Origin of the sequence: Pseudomonas sp. GL93, from assembly GCF_003408955.1 — a bacterium.
Taxonomy (GTDB): domain Bacteria; phylum Pseudomonadota; class Gammaproteobacteria; order Pseudomonadales; family Pseudomonadaceae; genus Aquipseudomonas; species Aquipseudomonas paracarnis.
On the sequence record NZ_NKRF01000034.1, the window covers coordinates 1 to 21,698 of the forward strand.

Below are 21,698 nucleotides of genomic sequence, written 5' to 3' on the forward strand. Positions count from 1 at the left end.
CGTTCGGGTGAATAGTACGTCACAACCTGCCTCTTTCCGCCCTCGGTATGCTCTTTGGGGGTAAATCAGGAGAGGCGACAACTATCCTGACACCGGGGGCCACCACTCGGCACCTCGCCTAGGCTCGGTGTGCCCGTAATCCGCCAGTAATTTGGGGGGCCGCCGCCACGCGCCATCCATGGCGCGGGGCGGCTAAACCGGCATCCCTGCCGGTTTACCCCCCAAATCCCTGTCGAATTCCGGCCAGCGTGGTTTAACGGGGCGCCTGAGATCAAAAGCAGAGCAAGATCAAGAGCGACTCGCTTCGCATCATGGTTACCGTTGACGGCTACAACCTAAAAAGTTGTGTAGATACCTATGCTGCGATAGCGGTGGGTCAGCGACAGAGTGGGCATAGATAAATCGCCATCGCAGGCAAGCCAGCTCCCACATTTAAGCCTATCGCGTATCCGAACTCGGTGACTTGCCCCTAGAATGCCTGCTCCACTTCCTCTGGCATCTGGGGCACTCATGCACATCTCTTCCGGCCGCTGGGTCTACGGTTTCTTCCTGACCCTGCTGACCGCGTTTCTGTGGGGCATTCTTCCGATCAAGCTCAAGCAAGTGTTGCAGGTGATGGATCCGATCACCGTGACGTGGTTTCGCCTCATGGTAGCGGGCACTTGCCTGTTCGTTTACCTGGCCGCCACCAAGCGCCTGCCCAGCCGCAAGGTGCTTGGCCCCAAAGGTGGCTGGCTGGTGGGCATGGCGGTGTGTGGCCTGGTGGGCAACTACGTGCTGTACCTGGTGGGCCTGAAATTGCTCAGCCCAGGCACGGCGCAGTTGGTGGTGCAGATGGGCCCGATCTTTCTGATGGTAGCCAGTGTGTTTGTGTTCAAGGAGCGCTTCAGCCTGGGGCAGGGGGTGGGGCTGATGGTGCTGATCGCAGGCTTTGGCTTGTTCTTCAACCAACGCCTGGTGGAGTTGCTGACGTCCATGGGCACTTACACCGCCGGTGTGCTGACGATCCTGCTCGCCACCACCATCTGGGTGTTCTATGCCCTGGGGCAGAAGCAGTTGCTGACGGTGTGGAATTCATTGCAGGTGATGATGGTGATCTACCTGTCGTGCGCGCTGTTGCTCACGCCCTGGGCGCACCCGCTGGAGGCGTTGCAGTTGAGCCCGTTGCAAGGGTGGCTGCTGCTGGCGTGCTGCATGAATACGCTGGTGGCCTACGGCGCATTTGCCGAAGCCCTGGCGCATTGGGAAGCCTCGCGGGTCAGTGCGACGCTGGCGTTGACGCCGTTGGTGACCTTTGTGGCGGTGGCAGTGGCGGCCTGGCTGTGGCCTGACTATGTGCAAGCCGAACAGATCAATGCCTTGGGGTATGTGGGGGCGTTGGTGGTGGTGACGGGCTCGGCGATGGTGGCGCTGGCGCCGTCGCTGCTCGCCGGGCTCAGGGCCCGGCGGCTGCGGATGTCGGTTTAAGCGCCGAGCATGTTTTCCGGACGCACCCACTGGTCAAACTCGGCATCGGTAAGGTAGCCCAGCTCCAGTGCAGCCTCACGCAGTGTCAGCCCTTCGGTGTAGGCCTTCTTGGCGATTTCGGCCGACTTGTCGTAGCCGATATGCGGGTTGAGTGCAGTGACCAGCATCAGCCCACGCTCCAGGTGCTGGGCCATTTGCTCGGCGTCAGGTTCGAGGCCGGCAATGCAATGCTCCTGGAAGTTGTTGCAGCCATCGGCCAGCAGGCGGATCGACTCCAGCAGGTTGTGGATGATCACCGGTTTGTACACGTTCAACTGCAAGTGCCCCTGGCTGGCGGCCATGCCGATGGTCACGTCGTTGCCCAGCACCTGGCAGGCCAGCATCGACAGCGCTTCGCATTGGGTGGGGTTGACCTTGCCCGGCATGATCGAACTGCCCGGTTCGTTGGCCGGCAACTTGACTTCGGCCAACCCGGCGCGAGGGCCGGAACCCAGCAGGCGCAGGTCGTTGGCGATTTTCATCAATGCCACGGCCAGGGTTTTCAGCGCACCGTGCAGGGTAACCAGCGGCTCATGGCCGGAGAGGGCGGCGAATTTGTTCGGCGCGGTCACAAAAGGCAAGCCTGACAATGCGGCCAGTTCGGAGGCAATCGCCTCGCCAAAACCATGGGGCGCATTGAGGCCAGTGCCGACGGCGGTACCGCCCTGGGCCAGTTCGCATACGGCGGGCAGGGCGCTGCGGATCGCACGCTCGGCGTAATCGAGCTGGGCGATAAACGCCGACAGCTCCTGGCCGAAGGTGATCGGCGTGGCGTCCATCATGTGGGTACGGCCGGTCTTGACCAGCTTCATATGCCGTGCGGCCAATTCCGCCAGGCCCCCGGACAAGGTGGCGATCGCCGGCAGCAGTTGCTTGTTCACGGCTTGCACCGCGGCAATGCTCATGGCGGTGGGGAAGCAGTCGTTGGAACTCTGGGAACGGTTGACGTGATCGTTAGGGTGCACCGGGCTCTTGCCGCCGCGGTTGTTGCCGGCCAACTCGTTGGCACGGCCGGCGATCACTTCGTTGGCGTTCATGTTGCTCTGGGTGCCACTGCCGGTCTGCCAGACCACCAGCGGGAACTGGTCGTCGTGCTGGCCGTCCAGGACCTCGTCGGCAGCCTGCTCGATCAGGCGGGCGATGTCGGCGGGCAGGTCGCCGTTGCGGTCGTTGACCCGCGCCGCAGCCTTCTTGATCAAGGCCAGGGCATGCAATACCGCCAGCGGCATGCGCTGCTCGCCAATCGCGAAATTGACCAGCGAACGTTGGGTTTGCGCGCCCCAATAGGCGTCATCAGGGACCTGTACTTCCCCCAGGCTGTCGGTTTCGATACGGCTCATCGGTCACCCTCCTTATCCAGTCGTGATTGGTCAGTTTAGGCCCTGGCGGCCAGCGTGGGTTCCCTAAATGCGCATCTGTGCCCTCGCGCCCCGTGAAACCGGGGCTTACCAAGGGGTGGGGTTGAGCCGCGAGGTTTTTTAGGCGCAGAATGGTCGCCCTTGGGGTCTTACCTCGCCTGCTAGAAAAGGAAACTCGATGACTCGTCTTCGTGCCATCTGTACCGCGGTTGCTCTGGTTTGCGCCAGCGGCCAGGTTCTTGCCGATACCGCCAGCCACAACGCCAGTGCCGAAGCCTTCCTTACCCTGGCCCATGCTGACAAGCTGGGGACCCCGGTGTACATGCAAGTGCAGCAAATGTTCGCCCAGCGTTTCGAACAGACCAAGGCGCCTGCCGCCAAGCAGTCCGTACTGGACAGCTACCAGGCCAAGGCCAACGCCGCTCTGGACCAGGCCATCGGCTGGCCGAAGCTCAAGCCAGACATGGTCAAGCTCTACACCACCAACTTCAGCGAATCGGAGCTCAAGGACCTGGTAGCGTTCTACCAGTCGCCACTTGGCAAGAAGGTCCTGGAAAAAATGCCCCAGCTGACCCAGCAATCGGCCCAGATGACCCAGGCCAAGCTGGAAAGCGCCGTACCGGTGGTGAACAAGCTGTTGGAAGACATGACCAACGAGCTGGCGCCAAAAGCCGCCGCACCGGCCAAAAAGAAGTAAGCAGGAATGACCATGCAACAGCGTATCGAAACGGCCCTTGCCGCCCTGGCCCCGGAACATTTGAGCGTGCTGGATGAAAGCCACATGCACAGCCGTGGGTTGCAGACCCACTTCAAGGCCGTGCTGGTCAGCCAGCAGTTCGAGGGGCTTAACCGCGTCAAGCGCCACCAGAAGGTCTACGCCACCCTGGGTGACCTGATGAGCGAATTTCATGCGCTGGCGCTGCATACCTATACGCCCGAAGAATGGGCGACAATCGACGCAGCCCCGGCCTCGCCGACCTGCGCCGGCGGACATTGATGGGGTAACCCTGATAGAATCCGCAACGCGCCGCTTAGCCGGCGCGTTTTTTTTGCATCCGGTTCACCCCTTACGAGGGTAGCCACCTGGAGAGAACACCCATGACTCAACCGATTGTCGTGGCGGCACTGTATAAGTTCGTCACCCTCGAAGATTACGTTGCCCTGCGCGAGCCCCTGTTGCAGGCGATGGTCGATAACGGTATCAAAGGCACCTTGCTGATCGCCGAAGAAGGCATCAACGGCACCGTTTCCGGCAGCCGCGAAGGCATTGACGGCCTGATGGCCTGGCTGAAAAAAGACCCACGCATGGTCGACATCGACCACAAGGAATCCTACTGCGACGACCAGCCGTTCTATCGCACCAAGGTCAAGCTCAAGAAAGAGATCGTGACCCTGGGCGTTGAAGGCGTCGACCCGAACAAAAAGGTCGGTACCTACGTCGATCCGCAGGATTGGAACGCGTTGATCAGCGACCCGGAAGTGTTGTTGATCGACACCCGTAACGACTACGAAGTGTCAATTGGCACGTTCGAAGGCGCAATCGACCCGAAAACCACCAGTTTTCGCGAATTTCCCGACTACATCAAAGCCAACTTCGACCCGGCCAAGCACAAGAAGGTCGCCATGTTCTGCACCGGCGGCATTCGCTGTGAGAAAGCGTCGAGCTACATGCTCAGCGAAGGCTTCAATGAGGTCTACCACCTCAAGGGCGGTATCCTGAAGTACCTCGAAGAGGTGCCCCAGGAAGAAACCAAATGGCAGGGCGACTGCTTTGTGTTCGACAATCGCGTGACCGTGCGCCACGACTTGAGCGAAGGCGACTACGATCAATGTCATGCCTGCCGCACACCGGTGAGCGTAGAAGACCGCGCCTCCGAGCATTATGTGGCCGGCATCAGTTGCCCCCATTGTTGGGATAAGCTGCCGGAGAAGACCCGTCGCAGTGCGATCGACCGCCAGAAACAGATCGAACTGGCCAAGGCCCGCAACATGCCGCACCCGATTGGTTACAACTACAAGCAAACCCCTTCCGAGGCCTGAGCCATGTCTGCGCGCCTGCTCTATGTAATGGACCCGATGTGTTCCTGGTGCTGGGGCTTTGCCCCGGTGGCACAAGCGCTGGTTGAGCAGGCCCAGGCGGCCGGCGTGGACGTGCATCTGGTGGTGGGCGGCTTGCGCACCGGTAGCGGCGCGGCGCTGGAGCCGACTACCCGGCGTTACATCCTTGAGCACTGGCAGGCCGTCACCGATGCCACCGGCCAGCCGTTCAAGCGTGAAGGCGCGCTGCCCGACGGTTTTGTCTACGACACGGAGCCGGCGTGCCGCGCTATCGTCACCGCACGCAGCCTGGCGCCGGACTGCGCCTGGAAGCTGCTGGGGCTGATCCAGCGTGCGTTCTATGTCGAGGGACGGGATGTGACCCTCGCCCCTGTGCTGGTGGAGCTGGCCGAACAGGCCGGCATTCCACGTATCGAGTTTGCCGGCGAGTTCGACCGTGCCGATCAGCACGCGGCCACGGCGGCTGATTTCACCTGGGTGCAGGATCTGGGGATCGCCGGTTTCCCGACGTTGCTCGCAGAGCGCAATGGCCAGTTGGCCTTGCTGACCAATGGTTACCAGCCGCTGTCCGAGCTGTCGCCGTTATTGGGTCGATGGCTGGAGCGAGCTGCCTGTGTATGAGCAACCTCAACGCACTGACCGCCTGACCTGGGCAGAGATTCGCCGTCTGGCGCTGCGTCACAAGAAAGCCCTGTGGATCGCCAATGGCGTGGCCGTGCTGGCGACGCTGTGCAGTGTGCCGATCCCGCTGCTGTTGCCATTGCTGGTGGACGAAGTGCTGCTGGGCCACGGCGATGCCGCGCTCAAGGTGATGAACCACGCGTTGCCCCTGGGTTGGCAGAAAGCCGCCGGCTACATCGGCCTGATGCTATTGGTAACGCTGGCCCTGCGCTGCGGCGCGCTGGTGTTCAACGTGGTGCAGGCGCGGCTGTTTGCGCGCTTGGCCAAGGACATCGTGTACCGCATCCGCGTGCGCCTGATCGAGCGTCTCAAGCGTATCTCCCTGGGTGAGTACGAAAGCCTGGGCAGCGGTACGGTCACCACCCACCTGGTGACCGACCTGGACACCCTGGACAAATTCGTCGGCGAAACCCTCAGCCGCTTCCTGGTGGCGATGCTGACCCTGGTCGGCACCTCGGCGATCCTGGTGTGGATGCATTGGCAACTGGCGTTGTTGATCCTGTTGTTCAACCCTTTGGTGATCTACGCCACGGTGCAGTTGGGCAAGCGCGTCAAGCACCTCAAGAAGCTGGAAAACGACAGCACCTCACGCTTTACCCAGGCGCTGACCGAAACCCTGGATGCCATCCAGGAAGTGCGCGCCGGCAACCGCCAGGGCTTTTTCCTCGGGCGCTTGGGCTTGCGTGCTCAGGAAGTGCGTGACTACGCCATTCATTCCCAGTGGAAAACCGACGCTTCGAGCCGCGCCAGTGGCTTGCTGTTCCAGTTCGGTATCGACATCTTCCGCGCTGCGGCCATGCTCACCGTGCTGTTTTCCGACCTGTCCATCGGCCAGATGCTCGCGGTGTTCAGTTACCTGTGGTTCATGATCGGCCCGGTGGAACAACTGCTGAACCTGCAATACGCCTATTACGCGGCGGGCGGCGCGCTGTCGCGCATCAACGAGCTGCTGGCGCGTGCCGATGAGCCGCAATACCCCGGCGGCGCAGACCCGTTCAGCGGGCGCGAGACCGTAGGCATCGAAGTGCGTGGTCTCGACTTTGGCTACGGCGAAGACCTGGTGCTCAACCAGTTGAACCTGGCCATCGCACCGGGTGAGAAGGTGGCGATTGTCGGCGCCAGCGGCGGCGGTAAAAGCACCCTGGTGCAACTGTTGCTGGGGCTCTATACGCCGCAGGCCGGCAGTATACGTTTTGGCGCTGCCACCCAGCAGGAGATCGGCCTGGAGACCATCCGCGAGAACGTCGCGGTGGTGCTGCAACACCCGGCGCTGTTCAACGACACTGTGCGCGCCAACCTGACCATGGGCCGTACCCGCACCGATCAAGCCTGCTGGCAGGCGCTGGAAATCGCCCAGCTGGATGCTACCGTCAAAGCACTGCCTTTGGGCCTGGACAGCGTGGTTGGGCGTTCGGGCGTGCGCTTTTCCGGTGGTCAGCGGCAACGCCTGGCCATTGCCCGCATGGTGCTTGCCGAGCCTAAAGTGGTGATTCTGGACGAGGCCACCTCCGCATTGGATGCGGCGACCGAGTACAACCTGCACCAGGCACTGGCGCGGTTTCTCAGCGGGCGTACTACACTGATCATCGCCCACCGGCTGTCTGCGGTGAAGCAGGCTGACCGAGTGTTGGTGTTCGATGGCGGGCACATTGCCGAGGATGGCGACCACCAGCAGTTGATTGCCGATGGTGGGTTGTACGCCAAACTGTACGGACACTTGCAACAAGTGCGTTGATTTAGCTTAGGCTGTGCTATCGGGAGCGGATTTTCGCGTGCGTATCAAGCTGTGCATGTGTAAGGGACTTCATGAAGCAAAAGCGGACTCTCGGAACGCCACGCCTGCTGGGTATTGTCTGGCCCTTTATCGCCGTCGTGTTGTTCCAGGCATTGTTAGGCTGCGTCAGTCTCTACGTGCTTTCGGCAGTGCGGGGCTATGTGGCGGGCGAAAGCCTGTGGTCCAAGGGCCAGAAAGACGCCATTTACTACCTGACCCTCTACGCCGATAACCGCAACGACGCCACCTACCTCAAATACCAGCAGGCCATTGCCGTGCCCCAGGGTGGGCATGAGTTGCGCATTGCCCTGGACCGTCCCACCCCCGATACGGACGCCGCACGCCTGGGCATTCTCAAGGGCGGCAATCATCCGGACGACGTTTCCAGCCTGATCTGGCTGTACCTCAACTTCCGTCATTTCAGCTACCTGGAAAAAGCCATTGAGCTGTGGACGGTGGGCGACGGCTACCTGGTGCAGCTGGATGAGCTGGCTCAGGAGATGCACGGCGCCATTACCTCCGGCCACGTCAGCAGTGACGATGTGCATAGTTGGAAGGCGCGCATCACTGCCATCAATGAGGGGGTGACGCCCGCCGCCAAGGCGTTCAGCGATGCCCTGGGCGAAGGTTCGCGGATGATCCTGCGCCTGTTGTTGATCACCAACCTGGCGACCGCCCTAGGCCTGATCGTGTTGGCGCTGCTGCGCACCCACAAGCTGCTGGCCCAGCGTCATGCCTTTGCCGATGCGCTGCAAGCGGAGAAGGAGCGGGCGCAGATCACATTGGAGTCGATTGGCGACGGGGTGATTACCACCGACGTCGACGGGGCCATTGCCTATATGAACCCTGCAGCCGAAGCTTTGACCCACTGGCGCTCGGAGCAAGCCCAGGGCCTGCCGCTGGCGGCGCTGTTCAAGCTTTTGGATGAAAACGCCGAGCCCGACGGCTTCACCCTGATTGAACACATCGTCAAAGGCCAGTTCAGCGGCGGCAGCGAGCATTCCAAGCTGATCCAGCGCCTGGACGGCAGTACCGTCTCGGTGACCCTGGTGGGCGCGCCGATCCGCAGCGCCGGCAAGATCAGCGGTGCGGTGCTGGTGTTGCACGACATGACCCAGGAACGCCAGTACATCGCCAACCTTTCCTGGCAGGCCACCCACGACGCGTTGACCGGCCTGGCTAACCGTCGCGAGTTCGAGTTCCGCCTTGAACAAGTGCTGCAACAGGTCGCGCGCCAGCAGAGTGGGCGACATGCCTTGATGTTCCTCGATCTCGACCAGTTCAAGCTGGTCAATGACACCTGTGGCCACGCGGCGGGCGATGAATTGCTGCGTCACATCTGCGCGCTGCTGCAGTCGGACCTGCGTGAAGGCGACACCCTGGCTCGGTTGGGCGGCGACGAGTTTGGCATCCTGCTGGAAAACTGCCCGGCGCCGGTGGCGGAAAAAATCGCCGAGAGCCTGCGCCATACCGTGCAGAGCTTGCACTTCGTGTGGAAGGGGCGGCCCTTCATGACCACTGTCAGCATTGGCCTGGTGCATATCTCGCAAACCCCGACCACCCTGGAAACCTCCCTGCGCGCCGCCGACATGGCGTGCTACATGGCCAAGGAAAAAGGGCGGAATCGGGTGCAGGTCTACCATGTCGACGACTCGGAGTTGTCTCTGCGGTTTGGCGAGATGGCCTGGGTACAGCGGCTGCATATCGCTCTTGAGGAAGACCGCTTTTGCCTCTACGCCCAGGAAATTGCGCCTTTGGGCTCTACCGACGCCGGCAATGGGCACATCGAAATTCTCTTGCGCCTGCATGACGAAGCGGGGCGGATCATTTTGCCCAACAGTTTTATTCCGGCGGCCGAACGTTACGGGTTGATGACGTCCCTGGATCGTTGGGTAGTGGAAAACGTATTCAAGATTATCGCCCGTTGCATGCTTGAACGTCCGGGCCGACCCATGGCCATGTGTGCGATTAATCTGTCAGGCATAACCATTGGCGACGATGACTTTTTAGGATTTTTACGTCAGAAATTCGATACTTACAACATTCCACCGGAAATGATTTGTTTTGAAATAACTGAAACCAGCGCTATAGCCAATTTGGGCAGCGCGATTCGATTTATTAATGAACTCAAAGCGTTAGGGTGCCATTTTTCACTCGATGACTTTTGCGCCGGAATGTCCTCATTCGCATATTTGAAACATTTACCTGTAGACTTCCTGAAGATCGATGGAAGTTTCGTAAAGGATATGCTGGACGACCCGATTAACCGCGCCATGGTCGAAGTGATCAACCACATCGGCCACGTCATGGGTAAGCGCACAATTGCCGAGTTTGTTGAAACACCCCAGATCGAACAGGCTTTACTTGAGATAGGTGTGGATTACGCTCAGGGCTACCTGATTGAACGCCCGCAATTGTTTACCTTTGATAGCTTGCAGTGCCGACCTGAGCGGCCGCAGCCACTGTTATTCAAGGCGCCCGGCACTTTCCGCTGAAACATTTGCTGGTCTGTACAATCACACTTGAAAAGGAGCCCCACAGTGATCGACACATTCAACAGAACCGGCCCGCTTATGGAAGCCTCGAGTTACCCCGCCTGGGCGCAGCAATTGATCCGGGACTGTAGCGAGAGCAAGCGTCGGGTTGTCGAGCACGAACTGTACCAGCGCATGCGCGACAACGCCCTCAGCGCCAAGACCATGCGCCACTACCTGATTGGTGGTTGGCCGGTGGTGGAACAGTTTGCCTTGTACATGGCGCAGAACCTGACCAAGACCAAGTTTGCCCGCCATCCTGGGGAGGATATGGCGCGCCGTTGGCTGATGCGCAACATTCGCGTGGAGCTCAACCATGCCGACTATTGGGTCAATTGGGCGCGGGCTCACGGCGTCAGCCTTGAAGAACTGCAAGCGCAGGAGGTGCCGCCCGAGTTGCACGCACTGAGCCATTGGTGCTGGCATACCAGCTCGGCGGATGCGTTGATCGTCGCGATTGCCGCCACCAACTACGCGATCGAGGGAGCGACGGGGGAGTGGTCCGCCGTGGTCTGCTCTACCGGTGTGTATGCCGCCGCCTTCCCGGAGGAAGATCGCAAGCGGGCGATGAAGTGGCTGAAGATGCACGCCCAGTACGACGACGCCCACCCTTGGGAAGCCCTGGAAATCATCTGCACTTTGGCCGGGACCAACCCGAGCAAGGCCCTGCAGGAAGAGTTGCGCCAGGCGGTATGCAAGAGCTACGACTACATGCACTTGTTCCTGGAAAGCTGCATGCGTCTAGAGAATACGGAGAAAGACAAGGCACCAGCCGTTCGCGAGCGCCCTGTGCGCATCGCCAGCGAGGCGTGATGTAACTGTTCTGATGGTACTTGTGGCGAGGGAGCAAGCTCCCTCGCCACAACTGACCTTACCCCGCCATCGCCAAGCGGTTACGACCTTCGCGCTTAGCCACATACAACGCATTGTCGGCCCGGCGCAGCAGGCTTTCAGCCGACTCGGCCGCCAGCAGCGTCGAGCAACCGAGGCTCACGGTCAGTTCGATTCGCGTGCCCTCCACCCAGTAATCCTGGGCTTGTGCCGCCTGGCGCAGGCGCTCTCCCACCATCCTCGCGGCATCGCGACCGGTGTTGGACAGCAGGATCAAAAACTCTTCCCCGCCAAACCGGAACACCATGTCTACGTTGCGCAGCTGGCGTTTGATCGCCCCGGCCACGGCGCGCAGCACGCTGTCGCCTGCGGCATGCCCATGGGTGTCGTTGATTTTCTTGAAGTGGTCGATGTCCAGCATTAACAACGACAGCGGATGCAGGTGCCGGCGTGCCATGTCGATTTCTCGCTGCAGCGTCTGGTCCATGGCCACACGGTTGCCGGTTTCGGTCAACGGGTCACGCAGGGCGCTGCGGGTGGCGGCGCGGTAGAGCAGGGCGTTGCGCATCGGATAAAGCAAGGTCACCAGCAGCAGTTCAAGCTGGCTCAGTTCCTCTTCAAGTAACCGCTGGTTGCGACGAAAGACCAGTTCCCCCAGGTGCTCGCCTTCATGGCTCAGGGTGTAGCTGACGGAGTGATGACCTCGGTGGCCAAACTCCAGGCGCAGGTCGCTGGCGGCGTGGCGGTATTGCAGCGCGTCCAGCGGCACCAGGCGCTGAACCTCACGAAAGAACAGACCCAGGATGCGCTCCGGCTCCAGGCTGGTCTGCAACTGCTGGTTCAGTTGCTGGCGAAGTTCGGCGAGGGTGGCGGGGCGGCGTGGGCGTAAGGATGGCTGGCCAAATCCCAGGCGTTGCAATTTGGCACTGTCAAAGTCAATTGCGTTGGTCTGGGTGGGGGTTTTCATAAGCGGGTGGCCTCTAAGCACTGGGCTGTCTTACAGGCGGGATGAGAGTGGCAAGTGCCAAGCGTCTTACTGATCCGTCAGTTCCGTAAAACATTGGAAACAGTTTAAACCGCTTTTCCGTGGGTTATAACCCCGGGGCACTGCCGCACGTCTTGTCATCGCCGAACCTGCTTGAACAGTACTAGAGCGAGATTCATGCCAAGTAGGTTTAGTTAGCAAAACTGCTTATGAATCAATTAACTGTTTTAGATGTAAGAAAAATCCGTTAACGCATGGCGCCAGTTATTTGGCTGATTTAGGCCAGCGTTGCCGCCGGCCCGGTTGACGTTACTGTTTCAGTGGGGCGAGTTGTTTGTCGCAAATAAACCACGCATCGGTTATTCGCAAACAAAGTACACCGCACCTATCAGCATTAGACTAGGGTGGTACGGTCGATCTGCGCGATGGAGGTGACCCCGGTCAGGGTCATGGCCACGCGCATTTCCTTGGCGAAGATGTCCAGCAGGTTCTCCACCCCATGCTGGCCCTCGGCGGCCAGCGCATAGGCGGTGGCACGCCCCAGCAGGCACGCCTTGGCGCCCAGGGCGAGCATACGCACCACGTCGAGCCCCGAGCGAATGCCGGAGTCCACCAGCACGGTCAGGTCATCGCCCACCGCTTCGGCAATCGGCGGCAACGCCTTGGCCGTGGAGAGCACCCCGTCGAGCTGGCGGCCGCCATGGTTCGAGACCACGATGCCGTCGGCACCGAAACTCACCGCGTCCTTGGCATCCTGCGGGTCGAGGATGCCCTTGATGATCATCGGGCCTTTCCAGAACTCGCGGATCCACTCCAGGTCTTTCCAACTGATCGACGGGTCGAAGTTGTTGGCCAGCCAACCAATGTAGTCCTCCAAGTGGGTAGGTTTGCCCAGGTATTTGGAGATATTGCCCAGGTCGTGAGGGCGACCCATCAAGCCCACATCGAAGGCCCACTGCGGCTTGGTCACCGCCTGCAACATGCGCCGCTGCGCCGCGTAGGGGCCGGACATGCCCGAGTGAGCGTCACGGTAGCGTGCGCCCGGTGTCGGCATGTCAACGGTGAACACCAAGGTGGTCACCCCGGCGGCCTGCGCCCGCTCCAGGGCGTTGCGCATGAAGCCGCGATCCTTGAGCACATACAGCTGGAACCAGATCGACTGCGGGCTTTGCGAGGCCACTTCCTCAATCGAACACACCGACACCGTCGACAGGCAAAAGGGGATGTGTTTGTTGGCCGCCGCCTTGGCCGCTTGCACTTCACCGCGTCGCGCATACATACCGGTCAGGCCGACCGGGCTAAGGATGACCGGCATCGCCAGTTCCGTGCCGAACAAGTGGGTGCTCAGGCTCAGGTTGTCGACATTGCGCAGGATGCGTTGGCGCAGGCTGATCTCGGCCAGGTCCGAACTGTTGGCCCGCAGCGTGTGCTCCGTGTAGGCGCCGCCGTCGATGTAATCGAACAGAAAGCGCGGCAACTTGCGCTTGGCCGCAGCGCGGTAGTCGGAAGCGGACGAGATGATCATCGACGGTGTCTCCACAAGGCAAAGTGCTACACCATAAGCAAAGTTGTGACATGATAAAAACAACTTTTATCACTGCCATCCAGTCGCCAAAGGAATACTGATGAACCTGCGAACCTTGCGTGCGTTTGTCGAAGTGGTGCGCCAGGGCGGGTTCTCTCAGGCGGCCGAAGTGGTTGCCCTGACCCAGTCCACCGTCAGCAAGGCGGTCAAGACCCTTGAGGACGAATTGGGCATGCCCCTGCTTAATCGTCTCGGCCACAGGAATGAACTCACCGCAGCCGGCGAAATTGCCTACCGCCGCGCCCTGGTAATGCTCGCCGAACGTACCGACCTGATGGCTGAAATCAACGACCTGCGCGGCCTCAAGCGCGGCGTGCTGCGTATCGGCCTGCCGCCGGTAGGGTGCGGCGTGTTGTTTGCGGCGATGTTCGCCACTTACCGCAGCCGTTACCCGGGCATCGACATCGAACTGACCGAGTACGGCAGCAAAAGGCTGCGCGAATGCCTGGAAGCGGGGGAGGTTGACCTCGCCGCCTTGCTGCTGCCGGTTGATGAAGGCTTTGACTACCAACCGGTGCGCAACGAGCCGTTGATCGCCGTGTTACCCATGGGCCACCCACTGGCCCAGCGCGAGCGCATCGACTTCACTGACCTGGCCGACTCCCCCTTCATCCTGTTCGAGGCCGGCTTTGCCCTCAATGCCAAGATCCTCAGTGCCTGCGAACGCAAAGGCGTAACCCCCAAAGTCACTGCTCGCAGCGGGCAGATCGACTTTATCGTCGATCTGGTCACCGCCGGCCTGGGCGTCGCCTTCCTGCCGCGGATGCTGGCGCACAAGCACCAACACCCCGGCATCGCCCTGATCCCCCTGGACGAACCCCACACCGACTGGCACATTGCCCTGGCCTGGCGCGCTAGCGCCCACCTGCCACCGGCAGCGCGGGCCTGGTTGGATCTGGCCAGGGAATCGTCGTATTCAAGCGAGCAGGGGGGTGATTTGCGGAAAATTTCTGAGGACGCTTGACTTCTTCTTTTTAATCAGTAACATACGGCGCATTCCGCGATAGCTCAGTTGGTAGAGCAAATGACTGTTAATCATTGGGTCCCTGGTTCGAGTCCAGGTCGTGGAGCCAGATAGAGAAAAGCCTGTAGAGATACAGGCTTTTTTTTGCCTTGGATTTGGCCCGTCAGCCCAAAGCGGGCCGGAAGAAATCAAAAACCTGGACGTGCATCAGCTAGCAGCGTTCTCACGGGCAGCAGGCTCCCGACGCGGCAACCGCCCATTAAGCACGACGTACGCCGCCAACCCAATCAGCAGCCCCCAAAACGCCCCGCCAATCCCGAACAACGTGATGTTGGCGGCCGCTGCCAAAAAGGTAATCAGCGAAGCCTCACGGGAGCTGGCATCGGCCATGGCGCCGGCCAGGCTGCCGCCGATAGTGCCGAGCAGGGCGAGCCCGGCCAGGGTGGTGATGAAGGTGGCCGGAAAGGCCATGAACAGCGCGGCGAGGGTCACGCCGAAGACCCCGACGAGGATGTAAAAGACGCCTGCGGCAATCCCGGCGATCCAGCGCTTGGAGGGCTCTTCGTGGGCTTGCTTGCCGGTGCAGATGGCGGCGGTGATCGCCGCGATATTGAACGCGTGCGAACCAAAGGGCGCCATAAGCAAGGAGCCCAACCCGGTGATGGTCACGATCGGGTTGGCACTGGTGTTGAACCCATCGTTGCGCAGCACCAGCATGCCGGGCATGTACTGGCCGGTCAGGGTGATCAGAAACAGCGGCAGCGCGACGCTGAGCAAGGCGTTGAGCGAAAACTCAGGCCGGGTGAATATGGGCGCCGCCAGTTGCAGTTCCAGGCCCGACAAGTCGACCCGTCCCTGAGCCAGCAAGAAGGCCAGTCCCAACGCCAGAATACCCACAACCGCGTAGCGTGCGGTCAGGCGTTTGAGCACGAGGTAGGCAACAATCAGCAAGCCGACCAGCATCGGGTCAAGGCTCATGCCGCCGAAAGCACCGATGCCGAACTGCAACAGAATACCGGCGAGCAACCCGGCGGCCACGCCTGGCGGGATCAGCCGGATGACTTTTTCGAAATAGCCGGATAAGCCCAGCAGCACGAAGGCTACGGCCGAGATCATGTAGGCGCCCACCGCCTCGGCATAAGGGATAGTGGACAGGGCCACCACCAGAAAGGCTGCCGCCGGTGTCGACCAGGCGGTGATGATGGGGGTGCGGGAAACCCAACTGAGAAACAGCCCGGTAACCCCCACGCCGATCGATACCGACCACACCCAGGAAGCCGTCAACGCAGGGCTCAGCCCGGCGACCTTCGCGGCCTGGAACACCAGAATGAAGGTGCCGCCATAGTTGACGATGACCGAGATCAGGCCGGCCATAATCGGGGGGATGAAGTCGCTGAGGCGAACTGATGAGTGGGATGTTGACGAAGGCATGGCGTTACGGTGCTCCTTGCAAATGGCGATGCGCAGAGTCTACGGATAAACTGGCCTGCTACTTCCAGCCAATTTATTCATGTAGAGCAGACCGCATGGCGCAAACCTTCGAGCTCGAAACACTGAAAATCCGGCTCAACGATGCCGAGTTTCAGCGGCTGGATCTGCATCAGCGCATCCAGCGCGCCCTGCGTGCATTGATTCTGGAGGGCGCCCTCGATGCAGGCCTGAAGCTGCCGGCGACCAGGGTGCTGGCCAAGACGCTCGGCGTTGCCCGCGACACGGTCGAGAACGCCTACGTGCATTTGCACCGGGATGGCTTCATTGTGCGGCGCGAAGGCTCGGGCAGCTATGTATCGGAGGCTGTGGGCACAGAGTTGCGCGGGGCTGCGCGCCGGCGCATGAAAAGGCAAGACACCCAGCGCAGCGATGCAGCGCCAGGATCGGGCTTGAGCCGGCGCGGCCGGATGATGTTCGACACCGGTGGCGTGACTGATCAACAGGCGGTCAAGGCCTTTGCCACAGGGCTGCCGGAAACCCGTACCTTTCCTGTCGATATATGGGAACGCCTGCAACGCCAGGCCATGAAGGACTACCGGGGTAACGTCCTGCTGCATGGCGACCCGCAAGGCGCCGAGCCTTTGCGCAAGGCGATCGCCACCTACTTGAACCTCGAACGCGGCGCCAAATGCTCGCCTAGCCAGGTTCTGGTATTGAGCAGCACTCGCCAGGCCCTGTACCTGTGTGCCCAACTATTAGTGGACGCCGGCAAGCCCATCCTCCTGGAAAACCCCGGTTACTACGGTGCCAAGAAGGCTTTTGAAGCGGCCGAGACCCAGGTGGTGCCCATTGACGTCGATGCCGCGGGCATACGCACCGACCTGCTGCGGGCAGACCGCAGCGGTGCCAATTGCGTCTATGTCACGCCTTCGCATCAATACCCCACCGGCGCCACGTTAGCGCTGGAGCGCCGGTTGGAGCTGATCAACTGGGCAGCCGAGCAGGGCAAGTGGATCATCGAAGACGACTATGACAGCGAGTTCCACTACGACGGACCGCCGATTGCCTGCGTCCAGGGCCTGGACCCGTACCAGCGCACGATCTACCTCGGTACCTTCAGCAAAACGCTCTACCCTGGATTGCGGATGGGCTACATGGTGCTGCCTGCCGAGCTGGTCAACGCCTTCACCTACGCGCGAAGCATCATGGACGGCCACACGCCACAGATCCTTCAACTGACACTGGCGCGCTTCATGGAGGACGGTCACTATCACGGCCATGTCCGGGCCATGCGCAAACTGTACGCCGCACGCCGTGCCGTCATGCTTACCGCCATCGGCAAACACATGAAGGGAATTGCCACAGCCTTGTGCCCCCATGGCGGGCTGCAGATACCCTGCCTTTTGGCCGATGGCTGGTCGGAGGAAAACACCATCCGCCAAGCTGCCAGCGCAGGCGTGCAGTTGCCCGGCCTCAGTCGGCTGTATGCCGGCGAGGAGAAGAAACAAGGTTGGCTATTGGGGTATTCATCCTTGACCGCCCATGAAATCGAAACAGCCATGCGGCGGCTGGCTACTGCGCTGCGCAAGCAATAGGCCCGTGCCGTTCAGTCAAGACTTTGTAGGCGCGAGCAAGCTCGCTCCTACAGAGGTAACTGAACGGCATTACGTGCAGTGTGCGAGGTATCTAAAGCCTGCTCGGAGTTTGAACCGCAGGCAGGACGTAGTCGAACCATTGCGCAAGGTTCGAGCCTGATAGCCGCTGCAGCTCATCGACATCCATCAACTCATCCTCACCGGCGTTGTAGCACTGATCACCACTGCGCCTGTCATCGGGATAGACCATAAAACCACCGCGCCCGTCAGGGCAGTCGGGCAGATACACCGAGGACAGGTCGCGTTGCTCATCCAGTTGCGCATTCAAGCGCGCGATATAGATACCCATCGAAACGGCCACACCAATAACCAGCACCACGCAGGCGACCAACTGGCTGGCATAACTGGCGCCTATCTCATCACGACGCACGGGCGACATCACACGACCCTGTCTGCTCAACATTCTGGCCAACCAGAAACCAGCCATTGCCTCCCATGCGTACCAACTGAGTTTGCTGTGGAAGGATGCCCACCATCAGCGCGAGGAAAATCACGGCTAACAGCACCCCTTTGATCATCGAATACAGGTTCATGACGGTGACGAGCTCTGGATAAGAAGAGCCTTAGCCTAAGCCGCACGGGGTTAACGTCAGGTAAACATCACGGGAAACCGCCCGACTTCCGCTATCCTTCACACCGCTGCGTACTGCCTGCCCGAGGGGTTTTTCCGTGCATATTCATCTGCTGCTGGTCGAGGACAACCTGGACCTGGCCACCACCGTCATCGAGTACCTGGAGATCAGCGGCATCGTCTGCGATCACGCCAGCCATGGCCAGGCCGGGCTGAACCTGGCACTCAACCAGCATTACGACGTCATTCTGCTGGACATCATGCTGCCGCGCCTGGACGGCCAGCAGGTGTGCGCACGGTTGCGGCAGCAAGGCATCCAGACCCCCATCCTGATGCTGACCTCGCTGGATGCGTTGCCGGACAAGCTCGCCAGTTTTGCTGCGGGAGCCGACGATTATCTGGTCAAGCCGTTCGAGCTTGCCGAGCTGGTGGCGCGGATTCGCGCCTTGAGCCTGCGGCGCAGCGGCCAAACCAGCCGCCTGCAAGTGGATGACCTGGTCATGGAGCTGAGCACCCGCAAAGTCAGCCGGGCAGGGCAGGAGCTGCACCTGTCACCCATCTGCTGGGCCTTGCTGGAGCACTTGATGCGTGCCAGTCCCGAGCCTGTTCCCAGGGAGCGTTTGGAAAGCAAAATCTGGGGCGATGAGCCGCCCGACAGCAATACGCTCAAAGTGCACATGCATCGGTTGCGCAAGGCGGTAGACAAACCGTTTGGCCGGCCATTGATCCACACCCTGGCGGGTGTCGGCATTCAGGTAAAACCCCATGCGTAATGGCCTGAGCTTGAAGTGGGTGATCAGCGGCAGCTTCCTGTTACTGATTGCCGTGGTGCTGGTGATCTACAGCAAGCTGCTGCCTGAATTCACCGTGCGCGGACTGTTCTATACCGCCAGCGCGATGATGGAGGAGGAGGCCCAATATTTTGTCAGGCACTACAAGCAAAATCCGGCCACGCCGACGCCGCACAATTACTTCTATACCAGCGTCATCGGCAAGGAGGCGTTGCCGCAGGATGTGCGCGAGTTGCTGAATGCACCGCCCAACCTGTCTTTCGGCGCGGTGAATATCTTCGGCGATCTCTACTCCGATGATGACGACGCGCCGTTCCATATAATCCTCGAACAGCCTCTGGGCGACGGCAAAACCCTCTACATGTATGACATCGACCACGATAAGGAAGTAGGGGGGGAGGTCGAGACGCCATTGTCCGACGCCTACTTTGACCAGGTACTGGAAAGCGTCCAGCTCATCAGCCTGGCAGTATTCGTGCCGGCGCTGATCATCATCGCGCTGTTGGTGTGGTGGTTGGTGCGTCCGCTGGGACGCCTGATCCAATGGTCCAGTACCTTGAACAATCCTGACGCCCTGGCCAGCGAGCGGCCGGGGTTCAACTTCAAGGAGTTCAATCTGCTGGCTGACGCCCTGGCCAAAAGTGTTGAGCAGGTGCAGGCCGCCAGCCAGCGCGAAGGCCGCCTGTTGCGCTACACCAGCCATGAACTGCGCACGCCGCTGGCGGTGCTCAAGGCCACTATCGAATTGTTGGCCCTGCAGTCGGGCGGTGTGCTGCCACCCTCATTGCAGCGCATAGAACGCTCGGTGCTGAACATGCAGCTGATCGCCGAGACATTGCTGTGGATGAGCCGCGAACGTCCAGAGCCGCTGCCGGAAGAAGACGTTGACCTGAGCGAACTGGTGGGCGACCTGATTGAAAAACACCGCTACCTGATCGGTAACCGGGATATCGAGTTGAGCATCGACATCCAGGACGGACCTTGCCGATTGCCTCCTACCGCCTGCCGCATCGTGATCGGCAACTTCCTGCGCAATGCGCTGCAATACGCGGAAGAAGGCACCGTAGAAATCAGCTTCAAATACCCCCGGCTGATGATCGCCAATCACATCAGGGAGACGGGGCCGCAGCAGGAGTCGGATGATTTTGGCTATGGTCTTGGGCTGCAGTTGATGCGCGAGTTATGCGCAAAGCTGGGCTGGCAGATTGAGGTGATTCGTGAGCAGCAGCGGTTTACGGTCATTCTTGATGTGGTGAAGCCGCGGGCCTTGGAGTCGGTAGGGTAACGGCAGGCTGTGCATTTCACCGGGTGAGTTAGCTGGCCTGCCTGCGCGGCGGTGGGGGGCTGAACGACCGAGTGCCTAAGCGAGTTTCACATTCATGGTGATGTGGGCGGTGAAGACCTTGACGCCACCCGCATCGAAGACCTCGACCGGCACGATCTTGTCCCCTGCGGTCTGCCAATCGATCGCGCTGCCATCGGCCACGGCGCGGATATCGGTTTTCGCCTTGGCCAGGTATTCCACAGTCATGCCCTTGGGAATCCAGCGTGCGCCCGCGGGGATCGACGCGTCGGTCATCATGCCGCCCGCGAGTTCGGCGGCGTTGCACAACGCAATGGCATGCACCGAAGCCAGGTGGTTGGTGATTTCCTTGCGAAACGGCACGGTAACCACCGCATGGTTGGGCTTCAGTTCCGTGATCTGGGGAGTGATGGTGCTGAAGTAGGGCGCCATCTGGCACGCCAGGTTGCTGAATGCGGCGGGGCCTACGCTATTGAACATGCTCAGTGCTTGGCTCATACGAATATCCTCAAGGTCGAATTACAGAGTATTATTCTGTTACGGAACAATATTCTGTAAAATCCATGCCTGTCAAGCCGAGCTTTCTCTAGCGGTTGCTCAGCCTATAAACTGTTTTGATTTGGCGTTCCCCCATGCACTCCATCGATCTCATCGAACGCACCTTCCCTGGCAGGCGCAGCGACCTCAAGCGCATCATCCTGCGCGAAGCACTGGCGTGTTTTAACGAGGTGGGCATCGAGGCGACTTCTATCGAAACCATTCGCGCGCGCTGCGACACCAGCGTGGGCGCTATCTATCACCACTTCGGCAATAAAGAGGGGCTGGTCGCTGCGCTGTTCTTTGCGGCGCTGGAGGACCAGGCCAGCCTGCGTGACCACTATCTGCAAGCGGCGGACACCGCCCACGCAGGCGTCGTCGGGCTGGTGTATAGCTACGTTGAATGGGTGACCGCACAGCCGGATTGGGCACGGTTCGTGTTCCAAAGCCGCTTTGCCGTCTCCAGCGGCCCGTTCAAGGACGAGCTGCTTGCACGCAACAAACAGCGCAACCAACAGTTGAAGGAATGGATGAGCGGGGAAGGGCGCAAGGAGCATTTCAGTCACTTGCCTGCCGAGCTGATCCCTTCGCTGATCATTGGTGCGGCGGAAAGTTACTCGCGTGCGTGGTTGTCGGCGAAGGTCAAAAAGAGTCCATTTGAATACCGCGAACTGCTGGCTGAAGCCGCGTGGAAGTCGATCAGCCCGGGTTAGTCAGTCCCCTCATCCTCCTGTGGGAGCTGTCGAGCCCCGGCGAGGCTGCGAAAGCGGTGGTTCAGGCGAGGAAGAGGTTGGCTGTGCCGCCGCCTTCGCAGCCTCGCCGGGGCTCGACAGCTCCCACATTTGGGCAGTGTTGCTGTCGAGAGTTGTGCTTGTCGCGATGGTCCTGCAAAGCGGTATTCCACATACACCGCCGATCCCCTGTGGGAGCTGTCGAGCTTTAGCGAGGCTGCGAAAGTGGTGCCTCAGGCGATGAAGAGGGTGCCTGTACCGCCGTCATCGCAGCCTCGCTGGGGCTCGACAGCTCCCACTTTTTGGCGGTGTTGCTGTCGAGAGTTGTGCTTGGCGCGATGGTCCTGCAAAGCGATATTTCACATACACCGCCGATCCCCTGTGGGAGCTGTCGAGCTTTAGC

At 60.5% G+C, this 21,698-nt stretch carries 20 protein-coding genes and 1 tRNA gene; 14 read left to right on the top strand and 7 right to left on the bottom strand.

Going from position 1 to position 21,698, the window contains the following annotated elements; all coding sequences use genetic code 11:
* Positions 1-510: 510 nt before the first annotated feature.
* On the top strand, positions 511-1,467 hold the full coding sequence (locus CER19_RS05970) for a DMT family transporter (RefSeq protein ID WP_116665739.1): 957 nt from the start codon (positions 511-513) through the stop codon (positions 1,465-1,467).
* Here the strand turns inward: CER19_RS05970 and CER19_RS05975 are convergent.
* On the bottom strand, positions 1,464-2,846 hold the full coding sequence (locus tag CER19_RS05975; RefSeq protein WP_116665740.1) for a class II fumarate hydratase: 1,383 nt from the start codon (positions 2,844-2,846) through the stop codon (positions 1,464-1,466). The genes CER19_RS05970 and CER19_RS05975 overlap by 4 nt on opposite strands.
* 196 nt (positions 2,847-3,042) lie before the next feature.
* Here CER19_RS05975 and CER19_RS05980 point away from each other — a divergent pair, with 196 nt between their 5' ends.
* The 7 genes from CER19_RS05980 to CER19_RS06010 all read left to right on the top strand — a co-directional run bounded on the left by CER19_RS05980 (position 3,043) and on the right by CER19_RS06010 (position 10,724).
* Positions 3,043-3,561 (top strand): DUF2059 domain-containing protein, encoded by a 519-nt coding sequence (locus CER19_RS05980; RefSeq protein ID WP_014719258.1) that lies wholly within the window; start codon positions 3,043-3,045, stop codon positions 3,559-3,561.
* Between the two features lie 6 nt (positions 3,562-3,567).
* Entirely contained in the window at positions 3,568-3,861 is a 294-nt protein-coding gene (locus CER19_RS05985; RefSeq protein WP_116665741.1) for a BolA family transcriptional regulator, read from the top strand.
* A gap of 101 nt (positions 3,862-3,962) precedes the next feature.
* Positions 3,963-4,904, top strand: coding sequence for a rhodanese-related sulfurtransferase (locus tag CER19_RS05990; protein WP_116665742.1), 942 nt, complete (start codon positions 3,963-3,965; stop codon positions 4,902-4,904).
* A gap of 3 nt (positions 4,905-4,907) precedes the next feature.
* Positions 4,908-5,543, top strand: coding sequence for a DsbA family protein (locus tag CER19_RS05995; RefSeq protein ID WP_032896046.1), 636 nt, complete (start codon positions 4,908-4,910; stop codon positions 5,541-5,543).
* Entirely contained in the window at positions 5,536-7,338 is a 1,803-nt protein-coding gene (locus CER19_RS06000) for an ABC transporter ATP-binding protein (RefSeq protein WP_116665743.1), read from the top strand. Before CER19_RS05995 ends, CER19_RS06000 begins: the two co-directional genes overlap by 8 nt.
* A gap of 71 nt (positions 7,339-7,409) precedes the next feature.
* On the top strand, positions 7,410-9,872 hold the full coding sequence (locus tag CER19_RS06005; RefSeq protein WP_116665744.1) for an EAL domain-containing protein: 2,463 nt from the start codon (positions 7,410-7,412) through the stop codon (positions 9,870-9,872).
* A 78-nt stretch (positions 9,873-9,950) separates the two neighbouring features.
* Positions 9,951-10,724, top strand: a complete 774-nt coding sequence (locus CER19_RS06010) for a TenA family transcriptional regulator (RefSeq protein WP_371921537.1) — start codon at positions 9,951-9,953, stop codon at positions 10,722-10,724.
* 58 nt (positions 10,725-10,782) lie between these two features.
* Here the strand turns inward: CER19_RS06010 and CER19_RS06015 are convergent, their stop codons facing one another.
* Both CER19_RS06015 and lldD read right to left on the bottom strand, forming a co-directional pair.
* Entirely contained in the window at positions 10,783-11,709 is a 927-nt protein-coding gene (locus CER19_RS06015) for a GGDEF domain-containing protein (RefSeq protein ID WP_014719251.1), read from the bottom strand.
* 412 nt (positions 11,710-12,121) lie between these two features.
* The gene (gene lldD, locus CER19_RS06020) at positions 12,122-13,252 is read right to left on the bottom strand and encodes an FMN-dependent L-lactate dehydrogenase LldD (protein WP_116665746.1); all 1,131 of its coding nucleotides are present in this window, start codon (positions 13,250-13,252) and stop codon (positions 12,122-12,124) included.
* Positions 13,253-13,352: 100 nt separating this feature from the next.
* On the opposite strand from lldD, the gene CER19_RS06025 reads away from it, so the two are divergent.
* Together CER19_RS06025 and CER19_RS06030 are read left to right on the top strand one after the other, a co-directional pair.
* Positions 13,353-14,276 carry a LysR family transcriptional regulator gene (locus tag CER19_RS06025; protein WP_116665747.1) on the top strand — a complete coding sequence of 308 codons (924 nt, stop codon included), beginning with the start codon at positions 13,353-13,355 and terminating at the stop codon, positions 14,274-14,276.
* A gap of 33 nt (positions 14,277-14,309) precedes the next feature.
* Positions 14,310-14,385: transfer RNA gene (locus CER19_RS06030), tRNA-Asn, on the top strand.
* A gap of 98 nt (positions 14,386-14,483) precedes the next feature.
* Here the strand turns inward: CER19_RS06030 and CER19_RS06035 are convergent.
* Positions 14,484-15,707, bottom strand: a complete 1,224-nt coding sequence (locus CER19_RS06035; RefSeq protein ID WP_116665748.1) for a benzoate/H(+) symporter BenE family transporter — start codon at positions 15,705-15,707, stop codon at positions 14,484-14,486.
* A gap of 95 nt (positions 15,708-15,802) precedes the next feature.
* Here CER19_RS06035 and CER19_RS06040 point away from each other — a divergent pair, with 95 nt between their 5' ends.
* Positions 15,803-17,302 (top strand): PLP-dependent aminotransferase family protein, encoded by a 1,500-nt coding sequence (locus CER19_RS06040; RefSeq protein WP_116665749.1) that lies wholly within the window; start codon positions 15,803-15,805, stop codon positions 17,300-17,302.
* A gap of 91 nt (positions 17,303-17,393) precedes the next feature.
* Here CER19_RS06040 and CER19_RS06045 read toward each other — a convergent pair whose 3' ends face one another.
* Entirely contained in the window at positions 17,394-17,741 is a 348-nt protein-coding gene (locus CER19_RS06045) for a hypothetical protein (protein WP_116665750.1), read from the bottom strand.
* Positions 17,722-17,895, bottom strand: a complete 174-nt coding sequence (locus CER19_RS28735) for a hypothetical protein (protein ID WP_164692209.1) — start codon at positions 17,893-17,895, stop codon at positions 17,722-17,724. The genes CER19_RS06045 and CER19_RS28735 overlap by 20 nt, the downstream gene beginning before the upstream one ends.
* Positions 17,896-18,031: 136 nt before the next feature.
* Here CER19_RS28735 and CER19_RS06050 point away from each other — a divergent pair, with 136 nt between their 5' ends.
* Positions 18,032-18,706 carry a response regulator transcription factor gene (locus CER19_RS06050; RefSeq protein ID WP_116665751.1) on the top strand — a complete coding sequence of 225 codons (675 nt, stop codon included), beginning with the start codon at positions 18,032-18,034 and terminating at the stop codon, positions 18,704-18,706.
* A complete protein-coding gene (locus tag CER19_RS06055; RefSeq protein WP_116665752.1) occupies positions 18,699-20,009 on the top strand; it encodes a HAMP domain-containing sensor histidine kinase in 1,311 nt (436 codons plus the stop codon). The genes CER19_RS06050 and CER19_RS06055 overlap by 8 nt, the downstream gene beginning before the upstream one ends.
* A gap of 75 nt (positions 20,010-20,084) precedes the next feature.
* Here the strand turns inward: CER19_RS06055 and CER19_RS06060 are convergent, their stop codons facing one another.
* Positions 20,085-20,525 (bottom strand): hotdog fold domain-containing protein, encoded by a 441-nt coding sequence (locus CER19_RS06060; RefSeq protein WP_116665753.1) that lies wholly within the window; start codon positions 20,523-20,525, stop codon positions 20,085-20,087.
* A gap of 134 nt (positions 20,526-20,659) precedes the next feature.
* On the opposite strand from CER19_RS06060, the gene CER19_RS06065 reads away from it, so the two are divergent.
* A complete protein-coding gene (locus CER19_RS06065) occupies positions 20,660-21,277 on the top strand; it encodes a TetR/AcrR family transcriptional regulator (protein ID WP_116665754.1) in 618 nt (205 codons plus the stop codon).
* The last annotated feature ends 421 nt before the right edge of the window (positions 21,278-21,698 follow it).